19 protein-coding genes are annotated in these 17994 nt (G+C 44.4%); 1 reads left to right on the forward strand and 18 read right to left on the reverse strand.

The window, feature by feature from the left end; all coding sequences use genetic code 11:
• Positions 1-330: 330 nt before the first annotated feature.
• The 7 genes from DOT_RS07285 to DOT_RS07315 all read right to left on the reverse strand — a co-directional run bounded on the left by DOT_RS07285 (position 331) and on the right by DOT_RS07315 (position 8346).
• Entirely contained in the window at positions 331-951 is a 621-nt protein-coding gene (locus DOT_RS07285; protein ID WP_009616416.1) for an MBL fold metallo-hydrolase, read from the reverse strand.
• A 13-nt stretch (positions 952-964) separates the two neighbouring features.
• Complete coding sequence (dtd, locus tag DOT_RS07290; protein ID WP_009616422.1) at positions 965-1414, reverse strand: D-aminoacyl-tRNA deacylase; 450 nt, start codon at positions 1412-1414, stop codon at positions 965-967.
• Position 1415: 1 nt separating this feature from the next.
• A complete protein-coding gene (locus DOT_RS07295) occupies positions 1416-3623 on the reverse strand; it encodes a bifunctional (p)ppGpp synthetase/guanosine-3',5'-bis(diphosphate) 3'-pyrophosphohydrolase (protein ID WP_009616423.1) in 2208 nt (735 codons plus the stop codon).
• A gap of 42 nt (positions 3624-3665) precedes the next feature.
• The gene (locus DOT_RS07300; protein ID WP_009616424.1) at positions 3666-4178 is read right to left on the reverse strand and encodes an adenine phosphoribosyltransferase; all 513 of its coding nucleotides are present in this window, start codon (positions 4176-4178) and stop codon (positions 3666-3668) included.
• 33 nt (positions 4179-4211) lie between these two features.
• Entirely contained in the window at positions 4212-6662 is a 2451-nt protein-coding gene (gene recJ / locus DOT_RS07305; protein WP_009616425.1) for a single-stranded-DNA-specific exonuclease RecJ, read from the reverse strand.
• Between the two features lie 71 nt (positions 6663-6733).
• Positions 6734-7708: a cation diffusion facilitator family transporter gene (locus tag DOT_RS07310; protein ID WP_009616426.1), complete on the reverse strand. Its 975-nt coding sequence runs from the start codon at positions 7706-7708 to the stop codon at positions 6734-6736.
• A gap of 191 nt (positions 7709-7899) precedes the next feature.
• Positions 7900-8346 (reverse strand): hypothetical protein, encoded by a 447-nt coding sequence (locus DOT_RS07315; protein WP_009616427.1) that lies wholly within the window; start codon positions 8344-8346, stop codon positions 7900-7902.
• Between the two features lie 127 nt (positions 8347-8473).
• Here DOT_RS07315 and DOT_RS07320 point away from each other — a divergent pair, with 127 nt between their 5' ends.
• The gene (locus DOT_RS07320; RefSeq protein ID WP_009616429.1) at positions 8474-9628 is read left to right on the forward strand and encodes a VanW family protein; all 1155 of its coding nucleotides are present in this window, start codon (positions 8474-8476) and stop codon (positions 9626-9628) included.
• A gap of 739 nt (positions 9629-10367) precedes the next feature.
• Here DOT_RS07320 and DOT_RS31010 read toward each other — a convergent pair.
• The 11 genes from DOT_RS31010 to queA form a co-directional block, all read right to left on the reverse strand.
• Positions 10368-10526: a hypothetical protein gene (locus DOT_RS31010; RefSeq protein ID WP_009616434.1), complete on the reverse strand. Its 159-nt coding sequence runs from the start codon at positions 10524-10526 to the stop codon at positions 10368-10370.
• Between the two features lie 48 nt (positions 10527-10574).
• Entirely contained in the window at positions 10575-10697 is a 123-nt protein-coding gene (locus tag DOT_RS32295) for a hypothetical protein (RefSeq protein WP_009616436.1), read from the reverse strand.
• Positions 10698-10902: 205 nt separating this feature from the next.
• Entirely contained in the window at positions 10903-11061 is a 159-nt protein-coding gene (locus DOT_RS31015; protein ID WP_009616438.1) for a hypothetical protein, read from the reverse strand.
• A 49-nt stretch (positions 11062-11110) separates the two neighbouring features.
• Complete coding sequence (locus DOT_RS32300) at positions 11111-11242, reverse strand: hypothetical protein (RefSeq protein ID WP_009616440.1); 132 nt, start codon at positions 11240-11242, stop codon at positions 11111-11113.
• A 241-nt stretch (positions 11243-11483) separates the two neighbouring features.
• Positions 11484-12428 (reverse strand): protein translocase subunit SecF, encoded by a 945-nt coding sequence (secF, locus tag DOT_RS07350; protein ID WP_009616443.1) that lies wholly within the window; start codon positions 12426-12428, stop codon positions 11484-11486.
• Entirely contained in the window at positions 12428-13660 is a 1233-nt protein-coding gene (gene secD / locus DOT_RS07355; RefSeq protein ID WP_009616444.1) for a protein translocase subunit SecD, read from the reverse strand. Before secD ends, secF begins: the two co-directional genes overlap by 1 nt.
• Before the next feature lie 90 nt (positions 13661-13750).
• Entirely contained in the window at positions 13751-14413 is a 663-nt protein-coding gene (locus DOT_RS07360; RefSeq protein ID WP_009616446.1) for an HD domain-containing protein, read from the reverse strand.
• A complete protein-coding gene (locus DOT_RS07365; RefSeq protein WP_009616448.1) occupies positions 14385-15182 on the reverse strand; it encodes an EcsC family protein in 798 nt (265 codons plus the stop codon). The genes DOT_RS07360 and DOT_RS07365 overlap by 29 nt, the downstream gene beginning before the upstream one ends.
• Positions 15183-15349: 167 nt before the next feature.
• Positions 15350-15694, reverse strand: a complete 345-nt coding sequence (yajC, locus tag DOT_RS07370; protein WP_009616450.1) for a preprotein translocase subunit YajC — start codon at positions 15692-15694, stop codon at positions 15350-15352.
• A gap of 127 nt (positions 15695-15821) precedes the next feature.
• Positions 15822-16940, reverse strand: a complete 1119-nt coding sequence (tgt, locus tag DOT_RS07375; protein WP_040411522.1) for a tRNA guanosine(34) transglycosylase Tgt — start codon at positions 16938-16940, stop codon at positions 15822-15824.
• Between the two features lie 31 nt (positions 16941-16971).
• The gene (gene queA, locus DOT_RS07380; protein WP_009616455.1) at positions 16972-17994 is read right to left on the reverse strand and encodes a tRNA preQ1(34) S-adenosylmethionine ribosyltransferase-isomerase QueA; all 1023 of its coding nucleotides are present in this window, start codon (positions 17992-17994) and stop codon (positions 16972-16974) included.

Raw genomic sequence — 17994 nt, forward strand, 5'->3', positions numbered from 1 at the left:
CTAATTTTTTCTCGAAAAAAAGCTCTCGTTCCTTGCTTCGCAAGGGACGAGAACTTCTCGTGGTGCCACCCTAATTGACGGAATTTTCCGCCCACTTTCCAGTCGTTAACGAGACTATCCGTTGCAAAAGTACTCCCTTTAGGGTGTTCTTTCCGAGTCTCTCTCAGGCTAGTTCCAGTCTTGCTAGCCCTCCCTGAAGAAAGAGTAACGCGGAATTTTCCAAAAGGTATCGCGAATATTTTACATACTTATTAATATTTACCTAACATATTATCAAATCTAAAAACCATTTGTCAACAAAACCATCTTTTCCTCGCGCAAATCCAACATTTAGAGCAAAAAGGGATTATCCCTTTTTTCCTCTGCGATAGTCGTCGCCTCACCATGACCCGGATAAACCTTAGTATTTTCGGGAAGTACCAGAAGTTTTTCCTTCACTCCTTTAAGCAATTGATCCAGCGATCCTCCCGGAAAATCTGTCCGACCTATCGACCCAGCAAAAAGAGTGTCTCCGCTAAATAGCCCTTCGGCGCTTAGAAAACATACACACCCTGGAGAGTGACCAGGAGTTGAGATCACTTTTAAGCGTTGTTGTCCAATGGACAGTTCTTGTCCATCCTGAAGCAAGAAATCTGCACTTTGCAGTACAACATTCGAACCCAGATAACTAGAAAGGTTTTTCTTTGCATCGGTAAGCATTTCCTCATCACCAGCATGAATCCCCACTGAGACCTCTCCTAAAAGGCCTCTAAGTTCGTCCACAGCACCGATGTGATCCACATGCCCGTGGGTAAGCAGAATATAGTTTACCTTAAGTCCCTTTTCTAACACCCAGTTGTAAATCCTTTTTCCATCAGCTCCGGGATCAATGATCACGGCTTGCTTACTTTCCATACAGGCGTACAGGTAACAATTCGCTCCCATGGCTCCCATAGCTCGCCCCTCAATCATTCTACATTCCCTCCTAGAACTTTTTCTCACTGTCTATTAGTAACGTCACCGGTCCATCGTTAATCAACTCCACATCCATCTGCGCTTGAAAAATCCCCGTTTCCACCTTCAAGCCATGGCTGCGAATCTTTTCCACGGTCCGTTCATACAAGGCCTTGGCCTGTTCCGGCGCTGCAGCAGTCGTAAAACTGGGGCGTTTTCCACTCCGACAATCACCATAGAGGGTAAATTGGGAAACCATAAGGATTTCTCCACTCACATCCTGTACGGAACGGTTCATTTTCCCTTCTTGATCTTCGAAAATCCGCAGGCCTACGAGTTTATCAACCATCCAGTTTATATCGCTCTCACCGTCTTCTTGTCCGACACCTAAGAGGATCAACAACCCGGCAGAAATTTCCCCTACTCTTGCTCCATTGACGCTGACCGATGCGCTTTTAACGCGTTGAACCACACTGCGCATTTTACTTTCCTCCTGAGTAAATCCGCTTGACCTCTGTAATGTCTTTGACCCTACGAATTTTATGCATCACCATTTTAAGTTGTTCAAGGTTCCGTATTTCGATCCGCAGCTGAATATGGGCGATACTATCTTTTCCTACCTTGGCGTTGATTCCCAAAATATGTGTACGAGTATCCAAGACGGTATTCATGACCTCCGTTACCAAGCGCGGCTTATCCCTCCCATAGATTTGAATATCAACAGGATAGGTCGAATCCATCTGTTCGGCCCACATAACCTCTACGATCCGATCACCCTCTTCTTGAAAGTGACTAAGGATATTACTACAGTCCCCGCGATGAATAGAAACTCCACGCCCTCTGGTAATATATCCAATAATAGCATCACCCGGAAGCGGATTACAACACTGGGCAAAACGCACCAACACGTTATCAACCCCTTTAACTCGCACCCCGTGAGAGGCTTTGCCATAAGAGCTCGGTGATGATGTTTTCCCTTCCCCTTGCTGTTGAAGGGCCGCAAGCTGCACCTTCTCTCGTTCTTCTTTCGTTAGATCCTCACGCAAGCGCATGAGGACTTTATTTGAGGTTATTACGCCATCTCCTATGGCAGCATATAAGTCCTCCACACCAGCGAAGTTTTGACTCTTGCCGAAGGCGTAAAGGCTTTCCGATCTCAAGACACTTGCCGGGTCGAGTCCGAGCTTACGGACCTCCCGTTCCAAACTTTCACGACCACGAGCGATGTTATCCTCCCGCTGCTCTTTCTTAAACCATTGCCGAATCCTGTTCTTGGCTTGTGACGTTTGGACAAAGGACAACCAATCCCTGCTGGGCCCGCCGCCTTGCTTCGAGGTAAGAATTTCAAGAATGTCACCGTTGTTCAGTTTTGTATCAAGTGGAACTATCCGGGCGTTAATCTTGGCACCAATACAACGGTGCCCTACATCTGTATGGACACGATAAGCAAAGTCAATTGGACAGGAACCTGCTGGTAGTTCAACCACATCCCCTTTAGGGGTAAACACAAAGACGGTATCGGCAAATAAGTCAATTTTTAACGATTCCATAAATTCTCCGGCATCCCGGGAATCATGTTGCCATTCCAGCAGTTGACGCAGCCAAGCAAGTTTTTTATCGAAGTTTACTTCTGCTGCTTTGTTACCACCTTCTTTGTTGCCACCTTCTTTGTACTTCCAATGCGCAGCAATACCGTACTCCGACGTTCTGTTCATATCACAGGTCCGGATTTGAATTTCAAAAGGTTCTGCATGAACTCCAATCAACGTAGTATGGAGAGATTGATACATATTGGGTTTAGGCATAGCAATATAGTCTTTAAAACGCCCCGGTATTGGCTTCCACATCGTGTGTATAATTCCTAAGGCTCCATAACAATCATTAACTGATTCAACAACCACTCGAATCGCCATCAGGTCATAAATTTCACTCAGTTCTTTGTGCTGAGTGGTCATTTTACGATAAATACTGTAAAAGTGCTTGGGCCGTCCAGCAATTTCTGCGTAAATCTCTACTTCATTCAAGCGTTCACGCATTTGCACAATAACTTCGTTGATATAGGCTTCACGTTCTCGCCGTTTCAGGGCAATACCTTCAACTAAATCGTAGTACTCCTGAGGCTTAAGATACCGAAATGAAAGATCTTCCAACTCCCATTTAATTCGAAATATTCCGAGACGGTTAGCCAGAGGGGCGAAAATCTCCAGAGTTTCCTGAGCGATCTCCTTTTGTTTTTGGACCGAATGATATTTCAAAGTTCGCATGTTGTGGAGACGATCAGCCAGTTTAATAAGAATAACACGGATATCCTTGGCCATGGCTAAGAACATCTTGCGCAAATTCTCCACCTGTTGCTCCATCTTACTCTTGTACTCAAGCCGTCCGAGCTTGGTCACTCCATCAACAAGCAAAGCGATTTCTGAACCAAATTCCTTCTCAATATCCACAATGGTGAAATCAGTATCTTCCACAACATCATGAAGCAGAGCGGCCGCAATGGTTGCCTCATCCATTTCCAGTTCGACCAAAATTTGCGCGACTTCCAGAGGATGTAGAATATAATCCTCCCCTGAGTTGCGTAGTTGGTTCCTATGTGCCACTTCAGCAAATTGATAGGCCTTGTCCACAATGGCTAAACTTGCCTGTGGGAATGTCTTTTGCAGTTTTACCCTTAACTCCGCGAAGGACATTGCCGAACTCCTCTCATACGCAGTATAACGCTTGATTTATGCTTAATATTGAACCAAAGAAAAAACAGAGTAATCGTTCAGCTTTTCTCTTCCATTTAAGGATGTCAATTCAATTAAAAAGCCAATCCCCAGCATTTCTGCTCCGATCTTTCTTATTAGATTAGCAGTCGCTAGCATCGTTCCGCCAGTGGCCAACAAGTCATCAACGACAACTACCCGTTCCCCAGGGCCAATGGCATCCGCATGGACTTCTAATGTATCTGTACCATATTCTAAAGCATAGGTTTCACTGATGGTTTTAGCAGGTAACTTACCCGGTTTGCGAACTGGAACAAAACCGATTCCCAAGGCATAGGCGACCGGGGCACCCAGTAAAAAGCCACGGGCTTCCGGACCGACGATCACGTCCGGCTGCCAGGGTTTAATCTTTTCTACCAGAGCATCTATAGTTGCACGATAGATCTCGCCATTTTTGAGCAAAGTCGTTATATCTTTGTACGAAATCCCTTCCTTGGGAAAACCAGAAATCACGCGAATATGATCTTTCAAGTCCATTGATCGTTCCGCCCTTCTCTATACTTCTTTCCATTATAATCCATTTTTATCCAACGGTACCTCTAATAGTTTGCGTTGAAATTTTATTGCCCTGCCCAGCCACTCCTTCGCATTCCGATAGCGCAAAGAAGTATCCAGATCTAACTTACTCTGTGCAGGAATCCATTCTAAGGCGAACTCATCCGTTCCTCCAAGGCAACGGATGAGTCCCAATTCCTCAAAAATTTTAAGGGCAATTTGCCTGTTACCTGTAATCTTCGAATCAGACCCAAAACGAAAAGGGTTACCCTTTTTAGCCTGGGTTGACAGATCCCTGTATATCTGAATAAGCTCTTCACGCGCTAAGGACCCACATCGCTGACGAACCCTTTCTTCATGTACAGTATGAAATCCTGCAAATGCAATACGGTATACGCCTATTTGTCGCAGTTTCTCGAGCCCCTCCCTCAAATCCTCTTCTGTAAGTGGGAGGCCAAGAATTAAACCCAGGCTTTCTTCCTCATCCTGAATCTTATTCGGAATCACATTCAACGTTGCTAGCCCTTCCCCAGGATTTTCCTCCTCGGGACATTCCTTATCCAGAAAGTCGCTCCAACGCTGAAGGCATGGCTCGCACCCAGTCGTATTCCAAACCCAAATTCGTCCTTTATTACTAGGTAAGGGCCACTCTTCAGGCTGTAATTTACGCCAGTCCAACCACTCCAGCTCCGGCTCATCCAAGGTAGCCGCAACCTCCTGATAAACGTCCCTGCTTTTTTCTCCTTCAGTTATAGGGCGTTCGCGCCAATCCGCTTCAACTTGGATATCTTTGATCATTAATTGAACGTCTTCTGGCCCTCTAAAGGTGTTCCAATCTAAACTGAACGCGGCATCTAATCTAGCTTCACTATTTAATTCTTGCAAACGTTCTCCTAGGCGAAAGGCAATTCCTTCCTTTTCTCCCCGAGATCCGAAACGAAATTTGATATGACTGCGTTCTTTACCGACAACGTTGACGGAGTGAACCGGAATCCCTTTACAGGCCAGAATAGGCCCAGGGTTTCCAAAACCAAACGGAGCCATCTGTTCAAGTTCGTGGAGCAAACGTCCTGTAACCATTTCCAGAGAAACGTGACGATCAATCTTTAACTCTTCTAGAAAAAGAGTTTCCTCAAAAACCAAGGCTTGTTCATTCAGCCCTACTCTAAACTTTTCAATAGCTTCTGTCCGAAGAGAAAATCCTGCAGCCGCCTTATGCCCTCCAAACTTGGTTAAGAGATGTGCTTGAGTACTTAGCTGCTCTAAGACAGGATAACCAGAAATTCCTCGGGCCGAACCCTTTGCTTCTTCCCCTTCTTCGGCAATCATAAAGACAGGACGATAATAACGTTCTACAAGGCGAGACGCCACAATCCCAATTACCCCATGGTGCCAATGGTTTGACGAAAGCACAATAACTTTCGGTATAGGTTCTCTCTCCACTAAAGAAATCGCTTCAGCCAGAATCTCTTTCTCTGTTTCCTGACGCGACAGGTTTTCCTTAGTTAAGAGACGGGCCAGTTCACTCGCTCGCTCAGAGTCCTCCGTCAGGAGAAGCTCCAGGCCTACTCGAGCACTGTCCATACGTCCAACTGCGTTAATCCGTGGCGCGACCAGAAAACCGATTTGACCCGCTTTGAGAGGTTTGTGCTTTAGCCCGCACTCCTCCAAAAGAGCACTTAGTCCAGGGTGATGGGTCTCCTTCATCTGATAGAGCCCATGATGGACAAAAATCCGATTTTCGCCAATCAGAGGAACTAAATCTGCAATCGTCCCCAAGGCTACCAAATCCAATAACTCGATTTCAGAATGGATACCTACTTCACTATTTCCTAGCGATTGTAATAAGGCCTGGGCTAACTTGAACGCCACGCCTACTCCCGCTAAATCACGAAACGGATAGCCCGAATCTCGGATCTTAGGATTTAATATGGCAAAAGCTTCAGGTAATATTTCAGGCGCTTCATGGTGATCTGTAATGATCACATCGATCCCGAGTGTTCGGGCAAATCCTACCTCAGAAACTGAGGTAACCCCGCAATCGACTGTAATAAGAACCTTCACACCCGCCTTAGCAGCACGTTCAATAGCTTCGGAATGTAATCCATATCCTTCATCTTGACGATGAGGAATATAGGTTACTGCTTGAAAACCCAGATCAGTCAGAACTTTGTATAATAGAGCGGTACTTGTCACTCCGTCTACATCGTAATCTCCATAGACTAGTACCTTTTCTTTTTGTTCCAGGGCTAAAGACAAGCGATCGATAACTCGAAACATATCGCGAAAACAAAACGGTGAGCACAGGTTCAAAAGAGTAGGACGCAAAAACTCGATAGCCTCTTCAGGCTGGCGGAAACCTCTTTGAGCCAAAATATCCGCGACGACCGGAGAAATTCCCAAGGTTTCGCGGAGAGTTTCTGATGTTTGTCCGAAAGGTTGTTGCATTGACCATATTCGTTTCACTTATATTCCCCCAGACTTTCATTATAAGGCAGAGTGAAAACAGCAGCAACCCTTACTCGATATTCGATATCTTACTTGTCATCTGACCTCTGGCTTCTGAATTCTGACTTCTGTACTCGACAGCGCTGACAGGAAGAAGCTAGCCCTGCCTCAACGGGACATTCAACATCGCGGTTGCTGCAGGGTTCCGCATGAATCAAAACATGAGTCCCCTGCAGTTCCTCTTCAATTTCCTGCTCGATCATGTCACATAGTTCATGAACATCAAGGACAGGAGTGTATTTCGCAACAACTAGATGTAAATCAACATGCCTCTCCGCTCCAGCCTTCCGAGTCCGAAGTTTATGGAATTCGACAAATTCAGCCTCATGGAGCAGTAGGATTCTGGCAATAATTTCAAGTTCCTCCTCGGGTAAACTAACATCAACCAATGGCGCAAATGCTTGCTTCGTTAGGTCAAACGAAGCCTTGATGATCATTAAAGCGACACAGAGTGCAATGATCGGGTCTAAGATGGCCCAACCAGTAATTTGGATCAAAAGAAGACCAATAAAAACTCCCGCTGATGTATAAACGTCTGTCCGTAAATGTAAGGCATCTGCCTTAAGTGCTACAGAGTCGGTTTTTTTCGCGACCTTCATTAGACGGGTCGAGACAATCAAGTTCATGATCGCCGAAAACCCCATAACGATTAAGCCCAAGCCTAAATCTCCGACGTAAGCTCCTTCACCATCAAAGATCTTCTGGATCTTCTGAATCGCTTCAACAATAATCATAATGGCAGCAACGAATATCAAGGCAGCTTCGATTGTGCCCGAAACATTTTCTATTTTTCCATGCCCATAGGCATGACAAGAATCCGCAGGTTTCCCCGACTCCCTCACCGCAAAAAATGCAATGAAAGCGGCTATCAGGTCAATACCGGAATGAATCCCCTCTGACAAGATACTAACTGAACCACTGACTAATCCAATCGCAACTTTGATTAACGTCAAAAAAATATTGGATGTGACAGATAATGAAGCCACTCTCGCCTTTTCATCCACGATTTTACCCCTCCTTCACCTTCCATAGAAACTTTGTCTAATGTACACAAAAATAGGACTCCTCGTTAAAAGGAAGTCCCACGGATCTCTCCGCTGCCTCAGTTCAATGAGGCCCAGCTATCCAGCCTGACAATGATAGTTTATGTATAAGATACCAAATATTGCTCCTGAAAGCAAGGTTTTTATTCCGTCTAGAGCGTTAAGATGTTTCCGTAGATAATCCACACGAGCCCTAATATTAAACGCAAAATTGTCGGCGCAAAGCTCCATAGCACCTGACTTTTTTTGGTTTTAGGAATAATACCAGTTCCAATTACCAAAGCCCAAAGGATAATAGCTACAATTGGCGTGATAAATGCGCCAAAGAGAACCAAACTGATCAGCCCTCCGACCAAGCCGGTCACAACTTGGCTCTTATTGGCAATTCGTCCTACTATAAGTAGGAGTATCATTCCTCCCATTCCCCAAAACAAGAGAGGTATTTCCCAGCTCCAAAACTGAGTAAGATCATGCACAAAAAGATTGATCCCACTTAAAGCAACGGTTGCCGCAACGGTTCCCCAAATTCCTCCAAAGAAAATCATACCTGCGGAAAGAAGAAGCACCCCTTCAAGTAAAACCAGTTGAACGAATCCCAATCGACCTCTCTCCCCCGCCAGTACTCTTTTGCTAGTATAGCCCAAAATTTCCAATCTAATCCGTACGAAAAATTCTCTCCTTCTCGCATATAGTTAAACGTTACTAAGTTAGAAGGGAGACTTTAGCGTGGAAGAAGACGCTAGCCTAGCAGTAAATTCAAGTAACCCGAATCTGCTAAAACGGTATAAAGCACTGATACTTACTTTAGGGGTAGTGATCATCCTACTTGGAGGCCTTACCATTGCCCTCGCTATTTACACTAAGGACAGCGGGGAAATCGCCAATGGTGTCGTATTAGAAATCCCCTTGGGGAAGCTCAATATTGAAGATGCCCAATCAAAACTTGAGCAAAGGAGAAAGGAAATTCTTGACTCGCCCGTCCATTTCACAACGACAGGGACTAACATTTCAATTAACATAAAAGAACTTGGTCTAAACTACACCTGCGATACGGCACTTCAACAGGCCTATCTCATTGGCCGAAAGGGAAGCATCTTTGAGAAAGCAATCAGCAAATTCAAAGCGAGCAGGGGGATCACACTTAATCCAGAGTATCAATGGAATGATCCATTACTTGCGGAAGCTTTAAATAAATACCTCTCGGCCTTGAACACTCCCGCCGAAGATGCCCGGTTTAGGATTAAATCAGATAATACCTTGGAAATAATTCCCGAAAAGAGCGGTAGATCAGTGGATATCGCTTCGCTCAGCGCGAGTGTAAAAAAGTTTACCCTTAACCGGACTGAGTCGATCTCTATCCCTTTTAACGAGATCTCACCAACCATCACAAAAAGGGAACTTGAGAGCTTGAAAATGACAGCTCTCCTATCTAAATATGCTACCCACTTTAACCCAAACCAGACAGGGCGAACAGAAAATATCAAGCTCGCAGCCAAAGCCATTGATGGCAAAGTGTTAAAACCAAAGCAGGAGTTCTCTTTTAACCAGATCGTTGGACCGAGAACCACCGAGGCAGGGTATCAAAAGGCTGTAATCATTGAAGGAAATGAATTCGTACCCGGTCTAGGTGGGGGCATATGTCAAGTTTCCAGCACCCTTTATAATGCCGTTCAGCTTGCTGCTCTAAGTGTTAGCGAACGTTCACGCCATAGTTTGGCAGTCACTTACGTCCCGCCAGGCCAGGATGCAACAGTGGCTTATCCCAACCTGGACTTCAAGTTCATAAATGATTCGGGTAACTTTCTGCTCATCCGTTGTATCCTCGATGATGACACTTTGACCTTTTATTTATATGGTCCGCTTACAAAGGAAAAATATTAAGTTTATTACTGGATTATATTTACATAACTGTATCAATATGACTATTAAGCTCATACTCTATATCAGTTAATGAACGCTCTAAAACTAAAAATCGAAGGATCATAATTAAAGGAGGTTTTCTCTATGTGGTGGGGTCGTTGGGGTTTCCCTTGGTGGGGTGGTTTTGGATTCGGTCCCTGGTGGGGTTTTGGCCCAGGATGGGGTTTTCGCCGCTGGTGGTGGTAAGCCAATACGCACTAAGTGTTAAATCTTTTTATTCTGAACTTCCATTTAATCTTAATCTCAATTCTAGAATATTGGTCGATATTTTGTCATTATAGCATACAAGGGTCGCTGGATTTTTCATCCCAGCGTCCCTTATCTATATTACTAGAGAATGACTATTTACGGAGTAAGGTCTACATTTCTTTGGGTCCGGACACATAAAGAGGATCCGGCAAAGGATCCTCTAACGAGTGAATTTATAAAAGTGATTTAGAAGATAACTCCCAAGGCGATCAGAATCAACACTGCAATAGCAATAACCCCGACGCCAGCACATCCTCCGCCAAATCCTGCACCATATCCGTACATAAACTCACCTCCAAATACTCCTTTTAAATGCATCCCTTAAAATACGATGCCCAAGGCTATGAGCAACAGAATAATCACAACGACAATCGCAATTCCTGCGCCAACTCCAGCTCCACCTGCTCCAAACATAGCTTTGACCTCCCTCTATTCTACATTTCGTAGCAACTTAGAATATAACTCCTAATGCAATTAAGATCAGAATTGCGATAGCGATAATGCCAACGCCTACGCAGCAGCCAGCGCCAACCGGTGCAACTGGTGCAGGTACACAACAAGCTGCGCCATAGCCGCCAACATTCCCAGCTCCATATCCGTATCCGTACATGGTATACCCTCCTTTAGATTTTTAATCTTGCGTCATGAAAGGTCTTGGTTAAAAAACTATTCCCATTGCGATTAACAGAAGTATAATCACAACAACCACTGCAATTCCTGGTAGAAAATTTGGTCCACATCCACACCCTGCTCCGTCAACAGCACCCATGCCATATGCCATACTAAACAACCTCCTACTTAAAATTTTAAGATAATATAATTTTAAGGGCTAACTGATTTTGCACTGTCTTAGAATTTAGAATACGATTCCCAATGCGATGAGCAAAAGAATAATCACGACAACAATTGCGATTCCTGCGCCAACTCCGGTTCCTGCTCCACTAAACATAGTTTTGCCCTCCCTTTATTCAACTCTTCTTCGCAGCTTAAAATATAACTCCTAAAGCAATTAAGATCAGAATCGCGATGGCAATAATTCCAACGCCTACGCCACAACCCACACCGACTGGTGCAACCGGTGCACATACTGGTGGGCAACAACCTGCTCCATAACCACCGACATTCCCTACTCCATATCCGTACATGTTATTTCCTCCTTTACATCTCTAAGCATAAGAATGCAATTAACCTTAGTTAAAAAACTATTCCCATTGCGATTAACAGAAGTATAATCACAACCACTACTGCAATTCCTGGTAAAAAGTTCGGTCCACATCCGCATCCAGCTCCGTCAACACCGTCAACAGCACCTACGCCATATGCCATATAAAACAACCTCCCATTTCCAAAATATTGTAATTTGTTGGGCTCACTGTAAGATATGTAAAAATGGTAAAAATGTTAATATTTAGAAATATTTTTTGCTTAATAATTTTGCTGCACAGATAATTAAATTAAGTGGTTTCACACAAAGCCCTCTCTGAGTAAACAGAGAGGGCTAAAAAATAGAGACCCCAAGAATAAATCTCGAGATCTCTCTAAATAAACCAAAGCTAATATTTGGACCTTAAGCACGAACCGTTTTTCCACCTCTACGAGGGTTTTTCATGTGCTTTTTGATTTCCACTAGGATTTGACTAGCATTAAAAATCGATGAGTAAGCTCCACTGAATACCCCAAGTAACATTGCCAAAGAGAAGACCTTAGTCGATTCTCCACCTAATATATAGACCGAGAACAAGGCAATCAATACCGTAACAACGGTATTAACGGATCGGCGCATCGTCTGCCAAACAGACTTATCCACCATGTCCTCATAACTGTCTCCACGCCTCATCTTTGCCTCATTCTCACGAATCCGGTCAAAGATAACCACCGTGTCGTTAATAGAGTATCCGAAGATTGTTAATACTGCCGCCACAAACGACGAGTCTATCTGCCACTGAAAGATTGAAAAAAGGCCGACAACGACTAAGACATCGTGTAATAACGCAATAATCCCGGAAATAGCAAAGACAAACTGAAATCTAAACGAAATATAGGCGATCATTAAACCCATAGCAATGATTAAGGCCAAAAAGGCATTTCTCGTAAGTTCTTGTCCCATCGCCGGGCCTACTTTATCCTCTTTGAGAGTCGTTTTATCATACTCTCCGACCTTGGTTTGCAAAGCCGTTAACAATTCATTTCGTTTTGTTTCTTCAAGTGCCTCTGTTCGGATCAAAGCATTAGTATTCCCATTGGACAATTGCACCGGGCCATCAAGTCCAACCGATTTCATAGTATCCGTAATCGCAGTCTGGGTCACTGCCTTTTGGAACGTGACATCAAGCATCGTGCCGCCTTTGAAATCAATCCCTAAATTCAACCCCTGCATAAAGAGCGAAATAATGCCTGGAACAATAACCAATAAGGAAATGGCAAACCACCAATACCGTTTCTTCACAATATTAAAATAGAGCGGATGTATTTTTTGCACTTCTTCATAAGTGGCTGGATGTCCTTTTTCCATTATACCTCCCTCCTTACACCAAACCAGGTTGTCTTTATTTTTGAACTCGTTCCCACAATTAGACGTAACACAAGTCGCGTAAACGTAATCGCGGTAAACAAGCTGGCAATGATTCCAACACCTAAGGTCAGCGCAAATCCTCTGATGGAACCACTTCCAAAGTAATAGAGAGTCATTGCGGCAATAAACGTCGTCACATGAGCATCAATAACTGTAATGAAAGCCCTGCTAAATCCAGCTTCCACACCAGCCCTCAGGGATTTTCCTGCTCGAACTTCTTCTTTAACCCGCTCGTAGATAATTATATTAAAGTCCACAGCCATCCCAATAGAGAGGATGAAACCAGCGATGCCTGGAAGGGTTAGGACAACTCGGAACATCCAGAAAATCCAAAGAACAATTAAGCCATAGACGATCAGCGAAAAATCTGCCACAACACCGGGTAATCGATAGAAAACCAGCATAAAAAGAAAGATAAAGATTAGACCGTAAAGTCCAGCCTTAATGCTTTTATGTAAGGAGTCAATCCCCAACGATGCTCCCACCTGACGCTTTTCAGCGATCGTCATGCTCACAGGTAAGGAACCAGAACGCATGAGGACAGCACTATTGGCTGCTTCTTCTAAAGTTGCATACCCCGTGATCTCAGCTTGTCCGTTGAGAATGGGTGTGTTAACCGTTGGATTCGTCAAAAGTTTATCATCTAGATAGATACCAATTCTTTGACCGATATATTTAGTCGTCAAATCACCAAACTTCTTGGCCCCGTCAGATGAAAAGGTTAAATTAACAACGTAGCCTTGGTCCTGGCCTTGCCCGCCCTTGGCGTCTTTTAGTTCATCCCCTTGTAACACAACTGTTCCTTGGGGGTCTCTAAACGTTAACTTTGCGGTAGTTTTCAGGATATCCACAGCTTTATCAGGATCCGTTACCCCCGCTAAATCAATAACCATTCGTTTCTTATCATAGTCAGCCTGAACTATAGGTTCCGATACCCCCAGATCATTGACCCGCTTCGAGATAATCGCTTTAGCTTTGTCCATGTCATCAGTCGTGATCGGAGTGCCGTTTTTATTAGGCTCGGCTTGTAACACTAAGTGTACTCCACCGCGTAAGTCAAGGCCCAACGGGATACCTTTCACGGGATCCACAAGGGGTTTAATCGATAGTGCTACGGCTGCCGCCACAAGTAGCACAAGCGTCACAAGTTTGATGATGTTTGCCCGTCTCATCTGCTTTCCTCCCTTTTATTATGCTGGGACTTGCCCATGCCAATCCTCATTATAAAACTTTCAGGATTATAATGTCAATCTAACCATCTATCAGAGTAATTTAACGTCATTTATCTTCAGTTCAAATTTAGTCTGCAAGAATTCCGCCGCCTTTCGGCATAGCAGCATGCGCGCTAGAAAGATCTCGAAGTACTCCATAACTGGGCAGATCTCAGTGTCAATCGTGAGCTCCAAAGCAACCCGTTCTTTAGGATAGACTCTAAGAAAGGAACGTTTGACCGCATAATTGACCCGGTCATGAATATCAAACGTTGCTAGATCAGAATTACGGACTCGTGAGCGATGAACGTCAGATTTGTCAGCCAAGATCAAGGCCGCCGAAATGTTATTGACCGGATTACCATCAAGCTCGTCATGATTCCCGATAGCGCCAATAACGCTGGCAATATCCTCCGGAAACATACCTAGCCGTTCTAAAATTCCTGCAGCAAGAATCGCTCCTGTCTGAGCATGAGAAATACGATTAACGGCATTTCCAATGTCATGTAGATAACCTGCAATCGAGGCCAACTCACACTCCTTTACGGGATGGCCCATTTTTTCTAAGATATTTGAAGCGATATGGGCTACCAGACCCACATGCCGAAATCCATGCTCTGTATAACCGATTGCTGCCAAATGACGATTCCCTGCTTCAATGAGTGCCTGAACATAAGGATCTGTTTTAATAGCGTTTAGGGTGATCGTTTTCAAGATAAACTCCTCCTGCAATTCGTAACCGAAAGCAATTCATTCCAACGGTCCCTAAGTCATCCACCAGCCCGTAATTCGCCCATGCGCCAATAATGGCTCCTAAACCTGGTATAAGTTGAAGTGTTTTTCGAAAATCAATGGCATCTCGGTACTCTCGTTGAAACTGGTCCCAATCAATCTGTTGTTCATACCTTTCCTCAACTGACCAACTGCCAATGTTCTCTTCCCAGTTTAGGATAACCTTAAATAATTCAGGCCGTTTCTCTTGACTAGAAAAGGCTAACTGAAACACATAGAGCAAAAACAAACGCTCTCGATAATCTTTAGTAGAAAATCCATAAATATGCGCCAATTCAAAGAGAAATTTCATTTTAATTACAATGAGCGCCGGAAAATCGGCTACGCCCAGTGTAAAACCGCCTAGGCCTGTCCCTGCTCCCTCTGCAGCAGCAATCTTCTTATATTTTGCAAGGGCTCTCTCGGCCAACTGATCACGCTTTTGTAGAGAAACCTCATCAAGCGGTGGACTTTTAGGAATAAAATCAAGTCCGATAACGACAGCTTTAATTAACCCTTTGACAGCTACTGTGAGCACTGTATGAACTCTCTTAGGAACTATCGTATCATTGAATTTATTTTGCATCGCTTTCGAAGCTCGTTCTATTAATCCCGGTCGTCGCAATAATCTTCTTACCCAGCGGTTCAATTCAGCTCGCACATGCTGATCATAGGCCTGATCTTCAGAAATTGGATCTTTATACAAGGGCACAGGCGATCACCCCCAGCTCTTTTTCCTTCTCACGGTAAGATAATCTTAAAAGCAAGTGGACTGTACCACTTGCTTTTAAGAAGAATTATCCTCCTTGTCACCTATGTAGCTACCTACTGAATCTTTGAAAGATATCACTAAAGTTTTTGGGGATTCTAAGCTTTAGGTTAAGACTCTGCTGAGACTTCATTTTCATCTTTATCGAGTTTTACTTTATCATTCTTCTTATCCTTTTCGACGACAACATCACGATTTTCCACGCTGACAATTCCTGACTTAGCCACTTCAATCTCGACTTTATCAGCAATTAGTAACATAACAGAGTTATCTTTCACTTTTGTGATTTTACCATAGATTCCGCCGGCAGTGATTACCCGATCCTTGGCACGAAGACTGCTGAGCAAAGCCTTCCGTTGTTTTGCTTGCTTCTGTTGCGGCCGGATCATGAGAAAATACATAATACCAAAAAAAACCGCAAAATATAGGACCATGGACATTGTCGTTTGATTCATAATTAAATCCCCCTTTTTTTATACCTAAACTATTCCTCACATTATGGCAAAAATCCTTCTAGGCCACTTACTTTTCTGCTGAAGAAACTCTTATATCTGGCCTCTGGCATCTGACTCCCGACCTCTGTTACATGTACCCGTAATCTTCAAAACACTTTTTACGGTACTCTGGCAAACGATTTTCTTTGATTGCCTCTCGGATTTCTCGCATTAAGTTCTGGAGATAACGCAAGTTATGGATAGTCATCAAACGAAGACCTAAAATCTCGTCAGCTTTGATCAAATGCCGGATATACGCCCGCGAATAATTGCGACACGTATAGCAATCGCAGGTTGCATCAATCGGACCAAAATCATGTGCAGACCCAGCATTGCGAACCGTCACCTTGCCATAACGGGTCATCGCTGTCCCATTGCGAGCAATCCGTGTCGGAAGCACGCAGTCAAACATATCAATTCCTCGCATTACCCCTTCAATGAGAGCGTCTGGTGAACCTACTCCCATAAGATAACGGGGTTTTTCTCTGGGGAGCAAGGGTACAGTATAATCTAAGACTTCAAACATCATTTCTTTCGGTTCTCCAACGCTTAACCCACCGACAGCATAACCTGGTAAATCTAGTTCTGTAACCTCGGCAGCACTTTGACGGCGCAGGTCTTCATACATACCTCCCTGCACAATTCCAAACAAGGCTTGGGTGTCCGTCGTGGTCAAAGTCTCCTTACATCGTTTGAGCCAACGCGTAGTCCGTTCTAAAGAATCTTTAGCGTACTCGTGGGTACAAGGATACGGTGCACACTCATCAAAGGCCATCACAATATCGGATCCCAGAGCCATCTGGACCTGAGTCGCAATTTCCGGGCTTAAAAATTGGAGTGAACCGTCGATATGAGATCTGAATTCTACGCCGCTCTCTTTAATCTTCCGCAGATCTCCTAAGCTAAACACTTGAAATCCACCACTGTCCGTCAAGATTGCTCCGTCCCAGTTCATAAAACGATGCAGCCCACCTGCTTCGCGAATTAACTCCTGCCCTGGTCTTAAGAAAAGATGGTATGTGTTACTTAAGATGATCCCGGCCCCAATCTCTTTGATCTCCTCTGGCGTAATTGTTTTAACAGTCGCTTGTGTCCCAACGGGCATGAACACAGGTGTCTCAATCACACCATGCGGTGTATGCAACTTTCCTAAACGTGCTTTTGTCCGAGAATCTTCCTTAATTATTTCCAAATGAACTGCGTTCAAACCCTTCACTTCCTTCTTTTTATCGAGCAGCTCAAAGAATGAGCATGGCATCTCCAAAGCTATAGAACCGATACCTCTCCCTTACGGCAACCTCATAGGCTTGTAAAATAAGTTCGCGCCCTGCCAAAGCACTTACCAACATGACTAAGGTTGACTTTGGGAAGTGGAAGTTTGTCAGGAGAGCATCTACAACTTTAAAGGAATAACCCGGGTAGATAAAGATATCCGTCCACCCATCTCCAGGAACAACCTGCCCTTGATCAACCGCGGATTCTAAGGTTCGGGCTGCTGTTGTCCCTACAGCGATGACTCGGCGGCCTTCTTGTTTTGCTTGATTAATTCGCTCGGCAGCTTCCACGTCCACACGATAATACTCTGAATGCATGGCATGTTCACGGATATCGTCCACTTTAACCGGACGGAACGTTCCTAAGCCCACGTGAAGTAGGATCTCCACAAGTTGGACACCCATTTTTTGCAGTTCGCCTAAAAGTTCCGGCGTGAAATGTAGCCCCGCTGTCGGCGCAGCTACTGAACCCCGCTCTTTAGCATACACTGTCTGGTAACGTTCTTGATCCTCCAACTGAGCTGTAATATACGGTGGCAGAGGCATCTGGCCCAGCTGGTCGAGTATTGTTTCAAAAAGACCAGAATAGGAAAAATGGATCCTGCGGTTTCCATTCTCTAGAATATCTTGAAGAACACCTGTCAGAATTCCTTGACCAAAGGACACTTTCTGCCCCACCTTAAGACGTTTTCCAGGCTTCACTAAAGCCTCCCAAACATCAAGTTCAAGTCTTCTTAAAAGTAGGACCTCAATCTTGGCCTCAGTACCTTCTTTTTCTCCTATCAAACGGGCGGGAATGACGCGAGTGTTATTAAGCACAAGCACATCGCCCGTTTTTAGAAAGGACACCAGCTCCCGGAACGTATGATGTTCTATCACTCCTCCATCACGCTTGACTACCATTAAACGTGAAGCATCTCTAGGCTCCACCGGATGTTGGGCAATCAACGTTTCTGGCAAATCAAAGTCAAACTCCGAAAGGTTCAA

Source organism: Desulfosporosinus sp. OT, assembly GCF_000224515.1.
Classification (GTDB): domain Bacteria; phylum Bacillota; class Desulfitobacteriia; order Desulfitobacteriales; family Desulfitobacteriaceae; genus Desulfosporosinus.

What these genes read in the sequence shown, in the direction of transcription:
- secD (WP_009616444.1), bottom strand. Translation starts at nt 13,660, where the DNA reads ATGAGACGGGCAAACATCATCAAACTTGTGACGCTTGTGCTACTTGTG.
- DOT_RS31015 (WP_009616438.1), bottom strand. Translation starts at nt 11,061, where the DNA reads ATGTACGGATATGGAGTAGGGAATGTCGGTGGTTATGGAGCAGGTTGT.
- DOT_RS07300 (WP_009616424.1), bottom strand. Translation starts at nt 4,178, where the DNA reads ATGGACTTGAAAGATCATATTCGCGTGATTTCTGGTTTTCCCAAGGAA.
- dtd (WP_009616422.1), bottom strand. Translation starts at nt 1,414, where the DNA reads ATGCGCAGTGTGGTTCAACGCGTTAAAAGCGCATCGGTCAGCGTCAAT.
- yajC (WP_009616450.1), bottom strand. Translation starts at nt 15,694, where the DNA reads ATGAATCAAACGACAATGTCCATGGTCCTATATTTTGCGGTTTTTTTT.
- DOT_RS07285 (WP_009616416.1), bottom strand. Translation starts at nt 951, where the DNA reads ATGATTGAGGGGCGAGCTATGGGAGCCATGGGAGCGAATTGTTACCTG.
- DOT_RS07295 (WP_009616423.1), bottom strand. Translation starts at nt 3,623, where the DNA reads ATGTCCTTCGCGGAGTTAAGGGTAAAACTGCAAAAGACATTCCCACAG.
- DOT_RS32295 (WP_009616436.1), bottom strand. Translation starts at nt 10,697, where the DNA reads ATGGCATATGGCATGGGTGCTGTTGACGGAGCAGGGTGTGGATGTGGA.
- DOT_RS31010 (WP_009616434.1), bottom strand. Translation starts at nt 10,526, where the DNA reads ATGTACGGATACGGATATGGAGCTGGGAATGTTGGCGGCTATGGCGCA.
- DOT_RS32300 (WP_009616440.1), bottom strand. Translation starts at nt 11,242, where the DNA reads ATGGCATATGGCGTAGGTGCTGTTGACGGTGTTGACGGAGCTGGATGC.
- secF (WP_009616443.1), bottom strand. Translation starts at nt 12,428, where the DNA reads ATGGAAAAAGGACATCCAGCCACTTATGAAGAAGTGCAAAAAATACAT.